Genomic DNA, 19118 nt, shown 5'->3' on the forward strand with positions numbered 1-19118 from the left:
ATAAATATGCACAGTTTTTACCATTCTATTATAGAGTTTATGTTTTTGTTTTATGGAGTAAGTCTATTTGCTATTTACACAAGTATCGTTATTCTATCTAAAAAAGCAGTTAAACGTAACCGACAAGAAGCCAGTTTTTTAGATATAAATTTAGTAAAAGGCGCCAAAGATCTTCCTTCTATAACACTTGTTGCTCCTGCTTTTAATGAAGGAAAAACAATTATTACAAATGTAAGATCGCTACTATCTCTTCAATACCCATTATATGAGTTAATCATATCTAATGATGGTAGTACAGATGATTCTTTAAAACAATTAATTCGTGTTTTTAATTTGGAAGCCATTCCTTTTTACAAAGGTGCTAAAGAAATTAAAACAGCTCCCATAAGAGCTATTTATAAAAGTAACAATCCTAAATATGCAAGTTTAACCGTAATAGACAAAAAGAACGGCGGGCGTTCTGATGCTCTTAATGCAGGTGTTGCCTATGCTAAATCTAATCTTGTATTGTGTACAGATGCAGATTGTATTATAGAACAAGATGCCTTGTTAAAAATGGTGAGGCCTTATTTAGAAGCAGTAGACGAAGAAATTATAGCTAGTGGCGGTGCCATAGGAATTGCGAACGATTCTGTGATTGTAAATGGTACTATTAAAGAGATTTTATTACCTAAAAAATTGTTGTCAAGAATTCAGATTGTAGAATACATTCGTGCTTTTTTGTTAGGACGCATGGCTTGGGGAGAAATAGGTGGTTTAATGCTTGTTTCTGGAGCTTTTGGACTGTATCCTAAACAACGCTTGCTAGAGGTTGGGGGCTTTGATAAAGATACCATTGGTGAAGATTTAGAGCTCTGTATAAGATTAAGACGCCATATGGAAGATTTAAAATTAAAGTATAAAGTGGTGTATGTTCCGGAGACCTTATGCTGGACAGAATCTCCTTCTACCTTTAAAGTATATGTAATGCAACGTGATCGTTGGGCAAGAGGTTTATGGGAAACTATTGTGAAGCATAAAGCACTATTTTTTAATAGAAAATATGGTAATATGGGGAAATACTTCTTTCCATATTGGGTGTTTTTTGAGCTAGGAGCGCCAATTGTAGAGTTTTTAGGAATACTGTATATCATATATCTTATTTTTTTTATGGGTGTAAATTGGGTAACTGTTTTTCCGATTCTTATCGCAGTTTACCTCGCAGGTTGTGTGTTATCAACAATTGCAGTTTCAATGTATACTGCTAATTACTCGCATTATTCTAAACCAAAAATGATTTTTAAGTTATTGTTAGCGGCTTATTTAGAACCGTTTTACAGTCATCCTATTCTATTATTCGCACAATTAAAAGGTTTTGCCAAAAAAATATTTAATATCGATACGGGCTGGGGAGTAATGACCCGAACAGGATTTAATGAACAGAAAACACAAATGGAAATGGGTGTAGAAAAAAATAGAATTAATTAACTAGGATAGAAAATAAACATGAAAAGACTTATTATTATCACAATCGCCATTTTGAGTGTTTTAACCTTAAAAGCACAAAATCATCAAGTAAATGTAGACTCGCTTTACTATCAAGCAAAAGAATTATACAGCACTAAATCGTATAATAACGCCTTAACAAAATTAGATAAAGGCTTATTAATTGCTCCAGAATATACAGATATTCGCGTTTTACGAATTAGAGTTTTTCAGGCTTTAAATAAATATAAGGAAGCCTCTAAAGATTTAATCATGCTGGTAAATAGCAATACATATACCACCTATAAAGAACTAGTTTTGAAGCAAATTACATTAGCAAAAACTATAAAAGAATTAACCTCTTTTGAAGCCAACATGAATGTTTTTTATTCAGATGATGTTGATTATAAATTAGCCAGAATTGAAACCTACATAAGACTTAATCACTTTGAAACTGCCAAATCTATCATGCAAACACTTCAAAACAATGATTTAAGTCAAGAGCAAAACGACAGATATCAATTGTTTTCTAAACAATTATTAGCCATATCGGCGAAAGAAAATCAAGTAAATGTAGATTCACTTTATTATCAAGCAAAAGAATTATACGCCACTAAATCTTACAATAAGGCTTTGGTTAAATTAAATAGATGCTTATTAATTGCGCCCGAATATATTGATATTCGTGTTTTACGTATTAGAGTCTATCAGGCATTAAAAAAATATAATCTAGCCTCTAATGATTTAAGTTTGCTAGTGAATGCCAATACGGTTAATACTTATAGAAATTTAGTTTTAAGACAAATTACACTCGCTAAAACTAGTAAAGAATTAACTGCTTTTGTAACTAAGATAAATTCTTTTTATTCAAATGATGTTGATTTTAATTTAGCTAAAATTGAAACTTATATAAGGCTTAATGATCGTGAAAATGCTAAATCTGTGGCAAAAACACTTAAAAATACCCGTTTAAATCAACAGCAGAACTATAGATATAGATTGTCATTAAAACGGTTAAATAAAAACCAAATTGGTGTTTATCATGAAATTTTAAATTTTTTAGATGATTATCCTTTAAAAAATAGCTGGAATACAACTCAAGTAGCATATACAAGATTTGTCGGGGCAAATGCTATAATTGCTAGGGTTAGTTATAGTCAACGTTTTTTTGATGAGGCTTTTTTGTATGAACTAGAATCTTATCCTGTTTTTTCAAATAAATTATATGCACTTGTTAATTTAAGTGCATCCGCAAGTTCTAATTTTTTTCAGAATTATGGCGCTAGTGCTTCGATTTATTATGGGGCTACAAAATGGATTGAAATAGAAGGTGGGTTTAGATATTTTAGTTTTAGTGATAATGTTGAAGCTTTAACATATGTTTTCGGCTTAACATCCTATGTGAATAAGTTTTACTTAAACGCTCGAACTTTTATTGGTCCAAAAGTAGCGAGTACACTGGTACAAAATTATCAATTAAACGTCCGTTATTATTTCAACAGTAATATAGAAAATTATACATTTCTTAGAATTGGTACAGGGATTTCGCCAGATGAAACAACGCGATTTGATCAAATTATTACAGATCCAGATTTAAGTGCCTTTTATACAACCCTTGGCTTTTCTAAATCTATTGGCCGCAGTTATACAATACAAGCTAGTGTAGGTTTCTTAAATGAAGAATTGCCAAATAACTTTACTGGAAATCAAATTAACGGATCGATAGGTTTAAAATATCGGTTTTGATTTGGTAACACTATCATTTGAAATTACTTAAATATAATGCGACTCATCCCTTTCTATTTCAACAAAAAAGAAACTGTATGAGGACATTTTAATAGTGTATTAAAAAAATATTCAACCCACTAAGAAAAAAAGGGTGATGTGATAAGGGGCGGAAAGTTGTAAAATTAAGGATGCAATAAGATTTTTTCTTATTGCATTCTGTTTTTAATAACTTAAAAATTATATAAAATTTGTGTCACTATTTTCAGATGAAAAAGCAATCAAAGAAATCTATTTCTTTTCGAAAATAATTATTTTTCTTAAAACTTATATTCGCTCAAAGGTTTCGGAAAATCTTCCGGATTTGCCGCGAAATGATACCTAGGGTCATCGATACCTTCTTTGATAACGCCTTTAAAAATAGGAGAGGCTTTTGGTCGGAAATCAAAATCTGATTTTGTGGCAGAAGCAGTTGCTGTTTCTAAAAAAAAAATAAACGCACCTGTTCAAGTGGTTCAGACACCAGAAAATGATATTCAACATAGTTTTTACCATGCCGCCAGTGTGCAGTATGCTTAAACTTTACGAAATTACAATTGCTTAAGGCTACAACTGTCCCTTAGAAATAGATTTAGAGGGTGTCTTAAAAATTAACCAACACTTCTACTGCCTTCTTTATAAGTAGTGATACCCGCTTTTAGTTTGCGTTTTAACTTTACAGAAGATTGGTAGTTAACATGATACTTTTTAATATTTTTTTTAGGGGATAGCTTAGCAGCATCTTCTTCTGCAATACACTGAAACCCCATTTTAAATTTACCAACATCACCTAAATCTACAATATTGCCTTTTTCTAAATAGTATTCTAGTTTTATGCCCAAAGCCATTAATACCGCTTTTACATCTACTTCATGCAAACTACATTCATTACTAATGGCGTTACTAATATAATCGAGATTTATTTTACCTGTATGCACGGCTTGCATAATGTACTGTTCTTTTTTTTGTTGAATGCTGTTGCTTCTTTTGGTAATTCTGTAGCGTATTGCCATAATTATTTGCAGTTTTTTTGTATTTTTACGGATGTAAACCAATTCTGTAGTTTACAGAGGTTTACTTCTTCTTTTTGTAAAAATACTACATTTTTTTAAAATTTATTCTAGTATAATGTAAAATTTATAGTAGTATTTTGTGTGATTTATACTAGTATAGTTGTAAAAAAGAAAGAAAACAATGCCAAGAAAGTATTGGGGCAATGGTAAAAAAGATACTGATGGACTCCCATACGGAACAAGAGGAATATTATTCTGTATATTAATCCGTTTTTCAGTAATAAATGACCTAACTTTATAGAAGATTGTAGAAATAGTTTTTATATTGGTAGCACTAAAAAGTAGTTATTTATAGAACTATTTTGGATAAAATAGATTAGCTGAGCTTTGATTTTTATCATAGAGGTAGCTATTAATAATTCATTTGGCAAATTTTATCAAAATTTACCTTCTTTAGATGAAGGGATAGTTTAGGCTAATGAAAAGCTGATTTATAAATTTAATTAATGAAAATAATTCCGGTTACTTGTGCAATTATTCAATTTGCAAATAAAACACTAACCGTTCAAAGAAGTGAAACGATGAAGCTTCCATTAAAATGGGAGTTTGCAGGAGGGAAAATTGAATTTGGCGAATCTGAAATTGATTGTATTAAGAGAGAAATATTTGAAGAATTAAATATTCATATTTCAATTAAAAAAAGATTAACACCTGTAATTCATCAATACCCAAATTTTAAAATTAAATTAATTCCTTTTGTTGCTGAATATGTTTCAGGAGAATTGAAGCTTAAAGAACATTGCAACTATATTTTTGCAAATAAAGAAGAATTGACTAAATTGGATTGGGCTGAAGCTGATTTACCTATTTTAAAAGAATTTATTGAATTATGAATCAAGGCATATATGAAGAACTAATTACCCAAGTTGTCTCCGAAAAGTTAAAAGAACTTGACAAAGACAAATTCTTTTTAAAAAAAAGTTTAATCGATAAAGAGGAAGCCTCAAATGTGCTTTCCAAACATTTATCAAAAACTTTAAAGCATGCTTTTGAAATTATAAAAGGTGAAAATAAAATAGAACAGCAAATTCAAATTGCAAATAAAATAATAATTCTATTAAAAGAAGAGCTAAATAAGCAAGAATTTAATGAAGACTTAGTAAGTATTGAAGGAGAAATTCTAAATGCAGTTTTTACAAAAACTGATGCTCATTTTTCAAATTTAGATTTACACCTCAAAGAAATAACACCATACACAACACTAACTCAAAGTGAATTATTTACTGGTGGAAATGGAGGATTATCACTAGAAAGTGAATTGAAAAAAGAGATTCTTTCGTCAAACCAAATTAACTTACTTGTTTCATTTATAAAGTTTAAAGGTATAATAATTCTTGAAAAAGAATTAAAAGAATTTACCGAGCGTGGAGGGAAACTTAAGGTAATAACCACTACTTATATTGGAGCTACTGATTATAAAGCTATTCAGCTTCTTGCCAAACTTCCAAATACACAGGTAAAAATTTCATACAATACTAGTAATGAAAGACTTCATGCTAAAGCTTATCTTTTTTATAGAAATACTGGTTTTCATACTGCTTATATTGGTTCTTCAAATTTTTCAAGGTCGGCCTTAACTGATGGTTTAGAATGGAATTTAAAAGTAACTACTAAAGAAGTTGGTCATATTATTGATAAATTTCAAAAAACATTTGATGCTTATTGGCAAAGTAATGATTTTGAATTATTCGATGAATCAATTCATAAAGAAAAGCTTCAAGAAGCCTTAAAACAAAGTAAGTTTAGTAAACCTTATGAAAATAATACAGTTTTTTTCGATATCAAACCATTTCCATATCAAAATGAAGTCTTAGAGAAATTAGAGGTTGAAAGAACTGTGCATAACAGATTTAGAAATCTCGTAGTTGCTGCAACAGGAACTGGAAAAACTGTTATTTCTGCCTTCGATTATAAGCGATTCAAACATAATAATGAGTCATCGAAACTTTTGTTTTTAGCTCATAGAAAAGAAATACTACAAAAATCACTTTCTACTTTTCAAGGTGTTTTAAAGAATAATAATATTGGTGAATTATGGGTTGATGGTATTGTGCCTGATAACTTCGAGCTTGTATTTGCTTCTGTTCAAACAATAAATAATCAACTTGAAAACAGTAATCTATCAGAAGATTATTATGACTACATCATTATTGACGAATGTCATCATCAAATTGCAAATAGCTATAGGTCTGTAATCAATTACTTTAAGCCAAAAATACTTCTTGGTCTTACTGCTACTCCTGAACGAATGGATGGTGGAGACATTTTGGAAGATTTTGACAATAAAATTGCAGCAGAAATTAGATTACCTGAAGCAATGAATAGAAAGCTGTTATGTCCTTTTCAATATTTTGGAATTACAGATAGTATCGATTTATCAAATGTAAAATGGGTTAGAGGAAGATATGTTGCGAGTGAATTAACTAATATTTACACCGGCAATGACAGAAGGGTTAGAGAAATAATTGATGCTTTAGAAAAATACACAAAGGATATAAACGATGTAAGAGCTTTAGGGTATTGTGTTTCTATGGAGCACGCAAAATATATGGCTGAGAAATTTACTTTAGCAGGTTTAAAAGCTTATTACTTAACAAGTAATAATAGCAAAGAAAGAGTTATTGTTCGTCAAAAGTTAGAGAAAAAAGAAATAAACTATTTATTTGTAGTTGATATTTTTAATGAAGGGATTGATATTCCAGAAATAGATACTTTACTCTTTTTAAGGCCAACAGAAAGCTTAACTATATTTTTACAACAGCTTGGAAGAGGTTTAAGGCTTTATGAAGAAAAGGATTCTTTAACCGTTTTAGATTTTGTTGGGAATTCTAGACCAGAATATAATTTTGAAAATAAATTCCGAGCTCTAATTGGAAAAACAAATACTACTGTTGCCAAAGAAATTGAAGATAATTTTCCACATTTACCATTAGGGTGTTCTATAATTTTAGAGAAAAAGACGAAACAAACTATATTAAAAAACATAATTTCTGCGACATCATTACATAAGAATAAGTTGATTCAAAGAATTGAGCAGTTTCAACATAATACAGATTTGCCTCTTACTATTGGTAATTTTAGCCAATTTTATAATATTCCAATTCAAGCTATATATAAAAGAGGAAGTTGGAAACGATTATGTCAACTTGCAGGAAAAATAAATGACTATGATTCTAAAAACGAAAAAGCTATTGTTTCCGCTATTTCAAATAAATGGCTTTCAACAAATTCATTAAGTTATTTTTCTTTCATTTTAAAAATTGCTGTACAAAATTTCAATATCAAAATTTCTGATTTCGATAAAAATGAAAAGACAATGCTATTGATGCTGCATTATGATGTTTGGCAGAAGGCAAGTGGTTTTAACTCTTTAGAAGATAGTATTAAAGCTATTGGCTCAAATACAATTTTGGTTGAAGAAATTAAAGAAGTGTTAGAAGTTTTAATAGAAAAAATAGACTTCAAAGAAGTACCAATTAAACTTCCATATAATCAACCTTTAAAATTGCATAATCGTTATACAAGAGACCAAATATTAGTGGCATTTAGAAAAAGTACTTTTTCCAAAAAATATCTAAGTATGGAAGGTACTGTTGAAAATAAAGATTTAAATACAGAACTACTTTTCATCAATCTTATTAAGTCTGAAGAAAATTTTTCGCCAACAACTATGTATGATGATTATGCCGTAAATGAACTATTATTTCATTGGCAAACACAAAATTCTGCCAGACCTGATAAAGGGAAAGGTTTATCATATATAAATCATAGAGAAAATGATAAGCGTATTTTATTATTTGTTAGAGAAAAAGCAAAGAATGAATTTGGTAATAGTTTAGGTTATATTTTTATAGGTGAAGGTAATCTTAAAGATTATTATGGCTCTAAACCAATGAGTATTAATTGGAAATTAGAGGAACCTATGCCACATTATTTATGGAAAGATGCCGCAAAATTATCAATAGGATAATTTTAAAATAAAGAGGTTTAAAATCTTGATATATAAAAAAGGTATGCATTTAGAGTATGAAAAAGGAGAAAACAGTAGTGATGCAAAAAAAATAAATCTTATTGCATCACTTTATAAAGAATTTATAGAAAATAAAATTTATATCCTTATATTTAGTTGTAAAAACGTTTAAAAAATCAAGTTTTCACAACCAATCCCTAAAACTTATACTCGCTTAAAGGTTTCGGGAAATCTTCTGGATTTGCGGCTAAATGATAACGAGGATCATCAATATCTTCTTCAATAATATCTTTGAAAATTGGGCTTGCTTTATGAAGTAAAATCTTACAATCTTCGCTTAAATGTTTTAGAGTAATATGCTTTCCTTCCGCTTGGTACTTTTCCACCAAAGCAAAAATAGCTTCAATAGCGGAATGATCTGAAACTCTTGCTTCCACAAAATCAATTTCTACTTCATTGGGGTCATTTTTAATATCAAACTTTGCGTTAAAATCGGTGATGCTTCCAAAGAAAAGGGGTCCCCAAATTTCATAAATTTTAGTGCCATCTGCTTTAAAACGTTTTCTAGCTCTTATTTTTTTAGCACTTTTCCATGCAAAAGATAAAGCAGAAATAATAACCCCAACAAATACTGCAATGGCTAAATCAAAGAAAACAGTTACCGCAGAAACAATGATTAAAACAAAAGCATCTGAAACAGGTATTTTCTTTAAAATTCTAAAACTAGACCAAGCAAAAGTTTCTATAACCATCATAAACATAACACCTACAAGCGCAGCAATAGGCACTTGCTCAATATATTTATCTGCAAATAAAATAAAAGTTAACAAGGTTAATGCCATGGTAACTCCAGATAAACGTCCACGTCCGCCAGCGTTTATATTAATTACAGTTTGTCCTATCATTCCACAGCCACCAGTTCCACCAAACATTCCGCTTACTATATTTCCTGCACCTTGCGCTACACATTCTTTATTTCCGTTTCCTCTAGATTCTGTAAGTTCATCCACTAAATTCATAGTCATTAAAGTTTCTATTAAACCAACAGAAGCCGCTAAAAATGCATAAGGAGCAATAAATTTTAAAGTATCTAAATTAAAAGGCAAGTTGCTCCATAATTCTAATAAGTTCAATTTACTAGAAATTTCGTCAATACCGTTTAATCCTGCGCCACCACCATCACGAATAAAATCTCCAACATTAATAGAACTTAATCCGCTAAAAATAGAAATTAAAGTTACAATTAGTATTGCCGTTAATGCTGCGGGTATTTTTGTTGTTAATTTTGGCAATCCCCAAACAATAAGCATTGTTAAGAGCACCAAACCAATCATTATATATAAGGTTTCTCCTTGCATAGCAGATTTTACAACGCCACTATCCTTTATGCTATAAAAACCTTCATCCGTTGCATTAAAAACAACTTTTTTGGTTTTCATATCAAAAACTTGTCCGTCAGAAAGTAAAAATGCTTTTTCCTTAGTGCTGTTATTTATTACAGCATTACCATCAATTGTAAATACCACAGTATTGGACGCGATATCTTTCACTTGATTATTAGATACATTATAGATTAAATCTTTGGAGGTAGTTTTACGCATATTTTGCCCGAAAAAATCTTTTTTGTTCTCCGTAAACATTCCTAATTGCGCTATAAATATCACGATGGCTAAACCATTTACAAACCCCATCATTACAGAATGTGGTATTAAACGAACAAATTTTCCAAGTTTAAAAACACCCGCTAATACTTGGATAAAGCCCATTAAAACTACTGCTGCTAACAAATAAAAATATCCCATATTCTCCACAGGATTATCAAATAACAAACCTCTTGCATGTCCTTCTTGTATCATCGTTACAAAAATAACAGCAACAGCACCTGCCGCACCTGAAATTAATCCAGGTCTTCCGCCAAAAAGAGCCGAAATTATTCCAACTACAAAAGCACCAAATAAAGCTACAATTGGACTAATTTGTGCCACAAATGCAAAGGCAACAACTTCAGGAATCATCGCTAAAGAGACTGTAATTCCTGCTAAAACGTCATCTTTAGCATTAGGTGTTATTTTCTTGATAAAATTTGTCATTGTTTGCTTACTTTTTAAAGAGGGCAAAGATAGAAGGTTTTTTTAGAAAACTATGTTTCCTGATAAGTATCATAGACTAATTTAATATTGGCGTACGTGTTTTGGAAAGCTGCTTCAATTTCTGTTTTATTTTTAAAAACAACCTGGGTAATGCCTTCTTCTAATTGCGGAATTAGTTCTTTTTGATAATCAGAATACATTAAAAACCAATGTGTTTCTTTTAAATTGAGGCCATCTTGATTATATATATGATAGGTTGTAAGCAATTTTTTGTCAATTGAAATATTAGAGATTCCACACTCTTCTTCCACCTCTCTAATAGCAGCAGTTTCAATGGTTTCACCTTTTTCGATTTTTCCTTTTGGTAAATCCCAAGTATTATTTCTGTAAATAAAAAGCACCTCTTTTTTAGCATTTAAAACCAAACCACCGGCAGCCGGAACCACCTTTAAATTCTGAGTAAAAATACGCCAATCTTGCTCTAAATCAGTACTATATAAGATGATTCCGTTAATAGTATTATTTTTAAGTTGATGAAGAATTTCATCAAAAACAATTTCATTAAAACGATATGCCAGATAATTATTTTCTTTTTTTAATGAAGATGTAATAATTATTGGGGTATCATTTACAAAAACTTTATACATTTGCGATATGATTTTAAACAAAGATACAGCAAAAAAAACCGCTGAGCATTTATTGCTAGTCAAGGCAATAAAATTAAAGCCTCATGAACCATTTCAATGGGCTTCTGGTTGGAAATCTCCTATTTATTGCGATAATCGAATTACTTTATCATACCCAGCTGTACGCCTTTTTTTAAAAGAAGAATTGGCTAAAATAGTGGAGCTAGAATACGGTAAACCAGATGTGATTGCTGGCGTTGCAACGGGAGCTATAGCCATTGGTGTTATGGTGGCGCAAGAGTTAGGGTTGCCTTTTGTCTATGTGCGGCCAGAACCAAAGCAACACGGTAGAAAAAATCAAATAGAAGGGCATTTAGAAAGCGGTCAGAATGTAGTGGTCATCGAAGATTTAATCAGTACTGGCAATAGCAGCTTAAATGCGGTGAAAGCTTTAAAAGAAGCAGGAGCTGTGGTAAAAGGGATGGTGGCTATTTTTTCTTACGGATTTGAGGTTGCTGACCAAAATTTTAAAAATCATAATGTAAATTTAAAGACTTTAAGTAATTATGATAATTTATTGGAACAGGCTTTAGATAGCAATTATATTTCTGAAAAAGAACTGCTTATTTTACAGGAGTGGAGAGCAAACCCAAGTCAGTGGAATCAATAAATATCAATGAATATGAACATAGAAGGTAATAAAGTAACTGTAGCGAAGTCTCAAAAAGAAACTTTTGAGTTTTTAGCAGATTTAAAAAATTTTGAACAATTGATGCCAACATCTATTCAGAAATTTGAAGTCGATGGTGATTCGTTTATTTTTGGATTAAAAGGAATGCCAGAAATTAGATTGGTTTTAAAAGAGAAAACATCGTATTCTAATGTTACTTTAGGAGCAGCAAGTAGTAAATTAGATTTTCATTTGCTTGCCGATATTACCGAGGTTGATGCGAATAAGAGTGCAGTACAATTGCATTTTAATGGACAATTTAACGCCATGATGGCCATGATGGTAAAAAGACCTTTAAATAGTTTTATTGAAACGTTAACGGCTAATTTAGGGAAACTTTAAGCCATAGAAATTTCTTTCATTCCGAATTCTTTAACGGTTTCATCAGCTAACTCAACTTCAAGGTTTCCAGTTTCAGAAATGCCGAGAATAATACCCATAAACAAAATATCATGACGATCTTTAAACATCGTAGGGATGTTTTTTTTGTATAATACCTTTAAATAATCACTTTCTAATTCACCATATTTTTTAGCTTTTAGCAGCGCTACACGAACTTTTACTTGCCCCACGAGTTCTAAAAGTAAAAAATCTAAGTTGTAGTGGATATCTGTAATTTTTTTAAGCGAAGACGCTTTTTGTAAGAAATCGGGAAATTTTACTTGATTTACATTCAAACCTACTCCGACAATAGAGGTGTAAATTTCATTACTTCGGATGCTATTTTCGATTAAAATGCCACATATTTTTTTATTTGCTGACATAATGTCGTTCGGCCATTTTATAGAGAGCTTTTCAATTTGTTGGACAGAAAGAACATCAAAAATGGCTAAACTAATCGCGAAATTTAAGTATTTTTGATGGGTCATTGCTAAATTAAAACCCTTTATAAAGATACTCATAGTAAGGTTTTTATTAGGTTTAGAAACCCAGGTATTGGCTTGTTGACCGCGCCCATTCGTTTGCTCATTGGTAACCACCACGGTATAATTTTCTAATGTAGAATTTTGAGACAATTCTTTTAAAAAAGAACTCGTAGAATCAATGGCACTAAGTTTGATTAATTTCAAGTGTTAAATATTGTGTAAACTAGTTCAATATTACGCATAAAACTCGCAAAAAAATAATAACTTTGCACTAAATTAGAGAAGATATTAATGGCAAAAAAGCACGTAAGTACAGACGAATTAATCGCTGTAATTATTAAAGGAATAGATGATGTTAAAGGAGAAGACATCCAAATACTCGATTTAAGAGATTTAGAAAATACAGTTTGTGATTATTTTATTATATGTTCAGGAAATTCAAATACACAAGTAAATGCAATTTCTGGTTCGGTGCAAAAAGTAGTTAGCAAAGAATTAAAAGATAAGCCTTGGCATATAGAAGGACAAACAAACTCTGAATGGATTTTAATGGATTATGTGAATGTAGTAGTTCATATTTTTCAGAAGCATGTAAGAGATTTTTATGACATAGAAAGCCTTTGGGGTGATGCCAAAATCACCGAAATTAATCCAGTTTAACCTTATTGATTTTATAAAAATGAGTGACTCAAATAAAGATAAAAAAACAAACTTACCAAAATTTAAATTTAGTTCTTACTGGATTTATGGGGCTGTGCTGGTGGCTATAATTGCCATTCAATTTTTTAGCAGTGGAGATTTAGCTTCTAAAAGCATCACAAAAAATAAGTTTGAAGAAATACTAAAAGACAATGATATTAAAAAAATTGTTGTTGTAAATAAAGATGTTGCACAACTTTTTTTAACGCAAGAGGCTTTAAGTAAAGCAAAACACAAAAAATTTACATCTTCTACTTTTTATAGGCCTGGTGCTGCTGTTTACGAATACAATTTTGGTGATCAGAGAACTTTTGAAGAAAGTATAGCGCAAGCAAAAAAAGAGTATGATTTAATTGTAGATATTGATAACAAAGAGAGTACAAGTATTTTTGATGCACTTTTGGGTTTTTTACCTTTCATTATTTTAATTGCTATTTGGTTGTTCTTTATGAAAAGAATGTCTGGAGGTGGCGCTGGTGGTAGCGGTGGCGGTCAAATTTTTAGTATTGGAAAATCTAAAGCTAAATTATTTGATAAAGACACGAAAGTGAAAACAACTTTTGAGAATGTTGCAGGTTTAGAAGGAGCAAAAGAAGAAGTTCAAGAAATTGTAGATTTCTTAAAAAATCCAGATAAATATACTTCTTTGGGAGGAAAAATTCCAAAAGGAGCTTTGTTAGTAGGCCCTCCAGGAACCGGGAAAACTTTATTAGCCAAAGCCGTAGCAGGTGAAGCAGAAGTCCCTTTTTTCTCATTATCCGGTTCAGATTTTGTAGAAATGTTTGTGGGAGTTGGTGCCTCTAGAGTGCGTGACTTATTTAAGCAAGCTGCTCAAAAATCACCCTCTATAATTTTTATTGATGAAATTGATGCTGTGGGTAGAGCTCGTGGTAAAAATAGTATGACGGGTGGAAACGACGAACGCGAAAATACGCTGAATCAGTTATTAACTGAAATGGATGGTTTTGGTACAGACACAAATGTAATTGTTCTTGCGGCAACCAATAGAGCAGATGTTTTGGATAGTGCTTTATTGCGTGCAGGTCGTTTTGACAGGCAAATCTATGTAGATTTACCAAATGTGAATGAAAGAGAAGAAATTTTTGAAGTTCATGTAAAGCCTTTAAAAATGGCTGATGATGTTAAAATTAAGTTTTTAGCACAACAAACCCCAGGGTTTTCAGGGGCTGATATCGCTAATATGTGTAATGAAGCTGCTTTAATTGCTGCCAGAACAGGTAAAAAAGCAATACATCACCAAGATTTTTTAGATGCGGTAGATAGAATTGTAGGTGGTTTAGAAAAGAAAAATAAAGTAATTACACCAAAAGAAAAGAAAGTTATTGCTTTTCATGAGGCTGGTCATGCAACCGTTAGTTGGATGTTAGAGCATGCTGCGCCTTTAGTAAAGGTTACCATTGTGCCTAGAGGACAATCTTTAGGAGCTGCTTGGTATTTGCCTGCTGAAAGATTGATTGTTCAAACAGAGCAAATGTTAGATGAAATGTGTGCCACTTTGGGAGGTAGAGCTGCGGAGAAAATTATTTTTAATAAAATATCTACAGGAGCGTTAAGTGATTTAGAAAAAGTTACAAAACAAGCTAGAGCCATGGTAACCGTTTATGGTTTAAATGAGAAAATTGGTAATATAACTTATTACGACTCTTCTGGGAATGATTCTTTTGTGAAGCCGTACAGCGAAGATACAGGAAAGATGATTGATAGTGAAATTTCTGAAATGATAGAAGCGCAGTACCAAAGAGCTATTGAATTGCTATCAAATAATAGAGAAAAGCTTACCATACTTGCTGAATTGCTGTTAGAGAAAGAAGTAATTTTTAAAGACGATTTACAAAAGATCTTTGGTAAAAGACCTTTTGAAGAAGCTTTAGATGTGGAGGTAAAATCCAAAGGAGAAATTTTACCAGCTGAAGAAGAAATTTGAGAACAATAAATGTATTGTTAAATGAGCTTTTTTAAAAAACTTTTCGGAACTTCTGAAACAGAAGATTCTACACCTCAAAAACAAGATATAAAGCTAGATCTTGATGACTTGTTTGTACATAAATTTGTTAAAAAAGGAGGTAAGTTTTTATACTGCGCAAGTATGGAAGAGGTTATCGATAACTTTAAAAACGTGATTTTAGAAAATAATTGGAGTTCCATTTATCTTTTAGATAAAAAATTGAGTTCAATTTGTAGTCAGAATAATGTTCAGGTATTAGATACATTTAAACATGAAACACCAATTTTTACTACTTGCGAACATTTAATTGCAGATAATGGAGATATTTTATTTTCTTCAAATCAGTTAAAAAGTACGAGGTTACAAGAATTTCCAGATAATTTTATCGTTTTTGCTACTACGAGTCAATTAGTTAAAGATACGGGTCAAGGCTTAACAGGTATAAAAGTTAATCGTAAAAGCAGTTTACCTACCAATATTTGTGCGATTAAAAATTATAGAATCGATAAAAGCGAGGATAATTTTTTAAACTATGGTAACAATAACTCAAAAAACTTATATTTGTTGCTATTAGAAGATTTATAATATGCGCAACCTTTTAAGAAGGATTTTTTCTGGAATTGTTTACATCTTAACTTTTATTTCTGCAGTTCTATTTTCAAAAGAGTCTTACATCATATTAATTTCCATATTTGGGTTTTTATCTATTTGGGAATTCTCCAGAATGATAAAGCTTAAAACTTATGCATCTTACCTATTTTTTTCGATTCTTTTATTTTTAATGCTGAAAAGACAAGAAAGTTATGCTGTGGTTGTAATTTTGGCAATTACAATAGGTTCCTCTTTATTTTTAATGTACCAATTATTTTTAAAAAAAGAAATTGGCTTTTCTAATGAACGCGCTAAGTTGGGCATTTCTATTCGATATGTAATACTTGCAATGTGTTTTTTAGTCTTACTCCCTTTTCATGAAGATCGTTTTCATCCCTATTTAATGATTGGTATTTTATCGATTATTTGGATTAATGATTCTTTTGCGTTTTTAATAGGAAAAAACTTCGGAAAAAATAAATTATTTCCGTCTGTATCTCCTAAAAAAACAATTGAAGGTTTTTTTGGTGGACTTGTTTTTTCATTAATAGGCGCATTATTAATCAGTAAGTTTAATGTTGATTTTTCAATGACAAACTGGCTAATCATTGGTTTAATTGTGTCTAGTATGGGTACCATAGGAGATTTGGTAGAATCAAAATTTAAGCGACAAGCGGGGATTAAGGATAGTGGAAACATTATGCCAGGTCATGGTGGTATTTTAGATCGGCTAGATAGCTTGTTATTTGTGGCACCGTTCGTATATTTGTATATTAATTTTATTATTTAACTATGATTCGATTTCATAAAGAAGGATACAAAATAATTGTAATAACTTTCTTAATTGTAATAGCCATGATATTATTGGCTGAAAATTTCATTGATATACTTTGGTTAACAAAATCAATCCAAATTATTGCAATTGCTTTTTTAATTATTGTACTTCAGTTTTTTAGAAACCCTAAAAGGAACACCCAAATAGATGAAAATGTTATTATAGCTCCTGTAGACGGTAAAGTTGTGGTGATCGAGGAGGTTGAAGAGCCAGAATATTTTAAGGGTAAAAGAATACAAATATCAATATTTATGTCGCCAATAAATGTACATGTTACCAGATATGCTATGAGTGGTGTTGTAAAATATAGCAAATACCATCCAGGTAAATATCTAGTGGCTTGGCATCCAAAAGCATCTACAGAAAATGAGAGAACTACGGTGGTTTTAAAAAACAAGACTTTTGGGGAAATATTATATAGACAAATTGCTGGTGCATTAGCTAAAAGAATTGTAAATTATGCCAAAGTTGGCGATAAAGTTGTGCAAGGTGAAGATGCAGGGTTCATAAAGTTTGGCTCTCGAGTAGACGTTTATTTGCCAATAGAAACTAAAATAAAGGTAAGTTTAGGAGATAAAGTTAAAGGAGGTGTCCAAGTCATTGCAGAAAAATAATCCTATAGATTTGGATACAGAGTTTGAAATTGCTTTCAAAGAAATATCTAAACTAAAAAAAGCAGTTGCACCAGATGTAATGCTAAAATTTTACGCATATTATAAGCAAGCCAATTTTGGTAATAAATTCTCAACCAATAGTGGTTTGGATGTGCGAAGTGCATTTAAATTTAACGCGTGGGTGCAATTAAACGGAATGGCTGCCGAAGACGCAAAAAAAGAGTATATAAAACTAGCAAATAAAATTTTAATTCATAAAAAATAATAAATCATGAAAAAAATAAGTATCATTTCTTTTTTAATCATTGCTACTGCATTTAATTTTGCAGGATGTAAATCTGACGCTAAAAAAGAAGAAAGTAAAGAAATAACAACAGAGATTGAAACACCTAAAAGTACTGCCGCTTTTGCTGTAGCAAATGCGAACAACGATATTATGTTTACGGCTTACAAAACTACCGATAAAATTGGAGTGGGTGGTTGGTTTAAAAAAGTAGATGTGCTTTCTGGAGGAGAAGGAGCTAGTGTAAAAGAAGCAATTCATAATACAGAATTTTCGATACCCGTAAGTAGTTTAATGACAAAAGACACGAGTAGAGATTATAAAATTCAGAAGTTCTTTTTTGGTGTGATGGAAAACACTGAAATGCTATCTGGTAAACTGATGATAACAGATGAAACTACAGGAGTAGCACAAATTAAAATGAACGGAATTACACAAGATGTACCTTTTACATATACGATAGTTGATAAAACTTTTAACATGACCTCTACTATTGATGTTGAGAATTGGAAAGCTTCAGCAGCTTTAGCTTCTTTAAATAAAGTGTGTGAGCTTTTACATACAGGAGGAGATGGCGTTTCTAAGACTTGGAGTGAAGTTGCTTTAAATATTACCACTACTTTCTAAAAAATTTATAAAGCATTCAATGCTTTTTTAAGCGTTTTAAATCGGAAAGAATAGCCATTCTTTTCGATTTTTTTTGCTGAAATTCTACTGCCCTCTAATAATATAATGGATAGCTCACCAAATAATAGTTTTAGCATAAAACTAGGAACACAAATACCAATATAAGGTCTGTTCAGGCTTTTTGCTAGTGCTTTTGAAAAAGTAATACTGGTGTGATGTTCTGGCGCAACGGCGTTAAAAATGCCTTTTAAGTTACCTTCAATTGCTTGGATGTACATGTAGCATAAATCATCCAAATGAATCCAAGGTACATATTGCTTTCCTGAACCTATTGGAGATATTACAGGTAATTTCATTTTTTCTAAGGCACCTCCTTGTTTAGATAAAACAATACCAGTTCTTAAAATCGTAACAGGGATGTTTAATCCTTCAAATTGATGTGCAGCGTCTTCCCATTTTTGGCAAACTTCACCTAAAAAATCATTACCCACTGGGTCTGACTCTTTAAAAATAGTTTGGGTGGTGATGGCTCCATAATACCCAATGCCTGAAGCGGAGATAAAACCTTTTAGGTGAATCTTGTTTTCTTTAATTGTCTTAAAAAGTAAATTGGCAGTTTGCACTCTGCTATCAATGATCACTTTTTTTCGTTCATAAGTCCAACGTTTATCTGCAATTCCTGCGCCGGCTAAATGAATCACATAATCGGTGTTTTCGAATGCTTTTTGATCAACATAATTTTTAGCGATATCCCATTTAAATTCATTTTTGTTTTTGGGGTTTCTGCTCAAAATTATAACTTCATGCTTTTTATCGATCAACATTTTTGTAAGTCTCGTGCCTACTAAACCTGTGCCTCCTGTAATTAGTATTTTTGCCATAGGGTAAAGATAAAAAAAACCGTAATCGAAACGATTACG

19 protein-coding genes are annotated in these 19118 nt (G+C 31.2%); 14 read left to right on the forward strand and 5 right to left on the reverse strand.

Annotated features, from left to right (window positions below; genetic code table 11):
- Nucleotides 1-6: 6 nt before the first annotated feature.
- The 3 genes from K8354_RS01720 to K8354_RS01730 all read left to right on the forward strand — a co-directional run bounded on the left by K8354_RS01720 (nt 7) and on the right by K8354_RS01730 (nt 3768).
- Entirely contained in the window at nt 7-1467 is a 1461-nt protein-coding gene (locus tag K8354_RS01720; protein WP_223444916.1) for a glycosyltransferase family 2 protein, read from the forward strand.
- An 18-nt stretch (nt 1468-1485) separates the two neighbouring features.
- On the forward strand, nt 1486-3210 hold the full coding sequence (locus K8354_RS01725) for a YaiO family outer membrane beta-barrel protein (protein ID WP_223444919.1): 1725 nt from the start codon (nt 1486-1488) through the stop codon (nt 3208-3210).
- Nucleotides 3211-3591: 381 nt separating this feature from the next.
- Entirely contained in the window at nt 3592-3768 is a 177-nt protein-coding gene (locus K8354_RS01730; protein WP_223444921.1) for a hypothetical protein, read from the forward strand.
- A gap of 71 nt (nt 3769-3839) precedes the next feature.
- Here the strand turns inward: K8354_RS01730 and K8354_RS01735 are convergent, their stop codons facing one another.
- Nucleotides 3840-4241, reverse strand: coding sequence for an HU family DNA-binding protein (locus tag K8354_RS01735; RefSeq protein ID WP_223444923.1), 402 nt, complete (start codon nt 4239-4241; stop codon nt 3840-3842).
- Between the two features lie 506 nt (nt 4242-4747).
- Between K8354_RS01735 and K8354_RS01740 the strand changes: the two genes are divergently transcribed.
- Entirely contained in the window at nt 4748-5134 is a 387-nt protein-coding gene (locus K8354_RS01740) for a (deoxy)nucleoside triphosphate pyrophosphohydrolase (RefSeq protein WP_223444925.1), read from the forward strand.
- On the forward strand, nt 5131-8271 hold the full coding sequence (locus tag K8354_RS01745; RefSeq protein WP_223444927.1) for a DUF3427 domain-containing protein: 3141 nt from the start codon (nt 5131-5133) through the stop codon (nt 8269-8271). Before K8354_RS01740 ends, K8354_RS01745 begins: the two co-directional genes overlap by 4 nt.
- A gap of 197 nt (nt 8272-8468) precedes the next feature.
- On the opposite strand, the gene K8354_RS01750 is transcribed toward K8354_RS01745, so the two are convergent.
- Together K8354_RS01750 and K8354_RS01755 are read right to left on the reverse strand one after the other, a co-directional pair.
- A complete protein-coding gene (locus tag K8354_RS01750; RefSeq protein ID WP_223444928.1) occupies nt 8469-10361 on the reverse strand; it encodes a SulP family inorganic anion transporter in 1893 nt (630 codons plus the stop codon).
- A gap of 50 nt (nt 10362-10411) precedes the next feature.
- Entirely contained in the window at nt 10412-11008 is a 597-nt protein-coding gene (locus K8354_RS01755) for an NUDIX hydrolase (protein WP_223444930.1), read from the reverse strand.
- A 7-nt stretch (nt 11009-11015) separates the two neighbouring features.
- Between K8354_RS01755 and pyrE the strand changes: the two genes are divergently transcribed.
- Both pyrE and K8354_RS01765 read left to right on the forward strand, forming a co-directional pair.
- Nucleotides 11016-11657 (forward strand): orotate phosphoribosyltransferase, encoded by a 642-nt coding sequence (gene pyrE / locus K8354_RS01760; RefSeq protein ID WP_223444932.1) that lies wholly within the window; start codon nt 11016-11018, stop codon nt 11655-11657.
- Nucleotides 11658-11669: 12 nt separating this feature from the next.
- Entirely contained in the window at nt 11670-12059 is a 390-nt protein-coding gene (locus tag K8354_RS01765; RefSeq protein ID WP_223444934.1) for an SRPBCC family protein, read from the forward strand.
- Here K8354_RS01765 and K8354_RS01770 read toward each other — a convergent pair.
- A complete protein-coding gene (locus K8354_RS01770; protein WP_223444936.1) occupies nt 12056-12787 on the reverse strand; it encodes a biotin--[acetyl-CoA-carboxylase] ligase in 732 nt (243 codons plus the stop codon). The two genes, K8354_RS01765 and K8354_RS01770, sit on opposite strands and share 4 nt — an antisense overlap.
- Nucleotides 12788-12874: 87 nt before the next feature.
- Here K8354_RS01770 and rsfS point away from each other — a divergent pair, with 87 nt between their 5' ends.
- From rsfS to K8354_RS01805, 7 genes are read left to right on the forward strand one after another with little or no spacing between them, the layout of a single operon-like run.
- On the forward strand, nt 12875-13243 hold the full coding sequence (gene rsfS / locus K8354_RS01775) for a ribosome silencing factor (protein WP_223444938.1): 369 nt from the start codon (nt 12875-12877) through the stop codon (nt 13241-13243).
- A 19-nt stretch (nt 13244-13262) separates the two neighbouring features.
- A complete protein-coding gene (gene ftsH / locus K8354_RS01780; protein ID WP_223444940.1) occupies nt 13263-15227 on the forward strand; it encodes an ATP-dependent zinc metalloprotease FtsH in 1965 nt (654 codons plus the stop codon).
- Nucleotides 15228-15248: 21 nt separating this feature from the next.
- On the forward strand, nt 15249-15833 hold the full coding sequence (locus K8354_RS01785; RefSeq protein WP_223444942.1) for an LUD domain-containing protein: 585 nt from the start codon (nt 15249-15251) through the stop codon (nt 15831-15833).
- Nucleotide 15834: 1 nt separating this feature from the next.
- Nucleotides 15835-16629, forward strand: a complete 795-nt coding sequence (locus K8354_RS01790; RefSeq protein ID WP_223444944.1) for a phosphatidate cytidylyltransferase — start codon at nt 15835-15837, stop codon at nt 16627-16629.
- Between the two features lie 2 nt (nt 16630-16631).
- Nucleotides 16632-17288 carry a phosphatidylserine decarboxylase family protein gene (locus tag K8354_RS01795; RefSeq protein WP_223444946.1) on the forward strand — a complete coding sequence of 219 codons (657 nt, stop codon included), beginning with the start codon at nt 16632-16634 and terminating at the stop codon, nt 17286-17288.
- A 10-nt stretch (nt 17289-17298) separates the two neighbouring features.
- Entirely contained in the window at nt 17299-17553 is a 255-nt protein-coding gene (locus tag K8354_RS01800) for an acyl-CoA-binding protein (protein WP_223444947.1), read from the forward strand.
- Between the two features lie 6 nt (nt 17554-17559).
- Nucleotides 17560-18198: a YceI family protein gene (locus tag K8354_RS01805; RefSeq protein ID WP_223444948.1), complete on the forward strand. Its 639-nt coding sequence runs from the start codon at nt 17560-17562 to the stop codon at nt 18196-18198.
- A gap of 5 nt (nt 18199-18203) precedes the next feature.
- On the opposite strand, the gene K8354_RS01810 is transcribed toward K8354_RS01805, so the two are convergent.
- The gene (locus K8354_RS01810; protein ID WP_223444949.1) at nt 18204-19079 is read right to left on the reverse strand and encodes a TIGR01777 family oxidoreductase; all 876 of its coding nucleotides are present in this window, start codon (nt 19077-19079) and stop codon (nt 18204-18206) included.
- Nucleotides 19080-19118: the final 39 nt, after the last annotated feature.

Origin of the sequence: Polaribacter litorisediminis, from assembly GCF_019968605.1 — a bacterium.
In the GTDB taxonomy this organism is placed as follows: domain Bacteria; phylum Bacteroidota; class Bacteroidia; order Flavobacteriales; family Flavobacteriaceae; genus Polaribacter; species Polaribacter litorisediminis.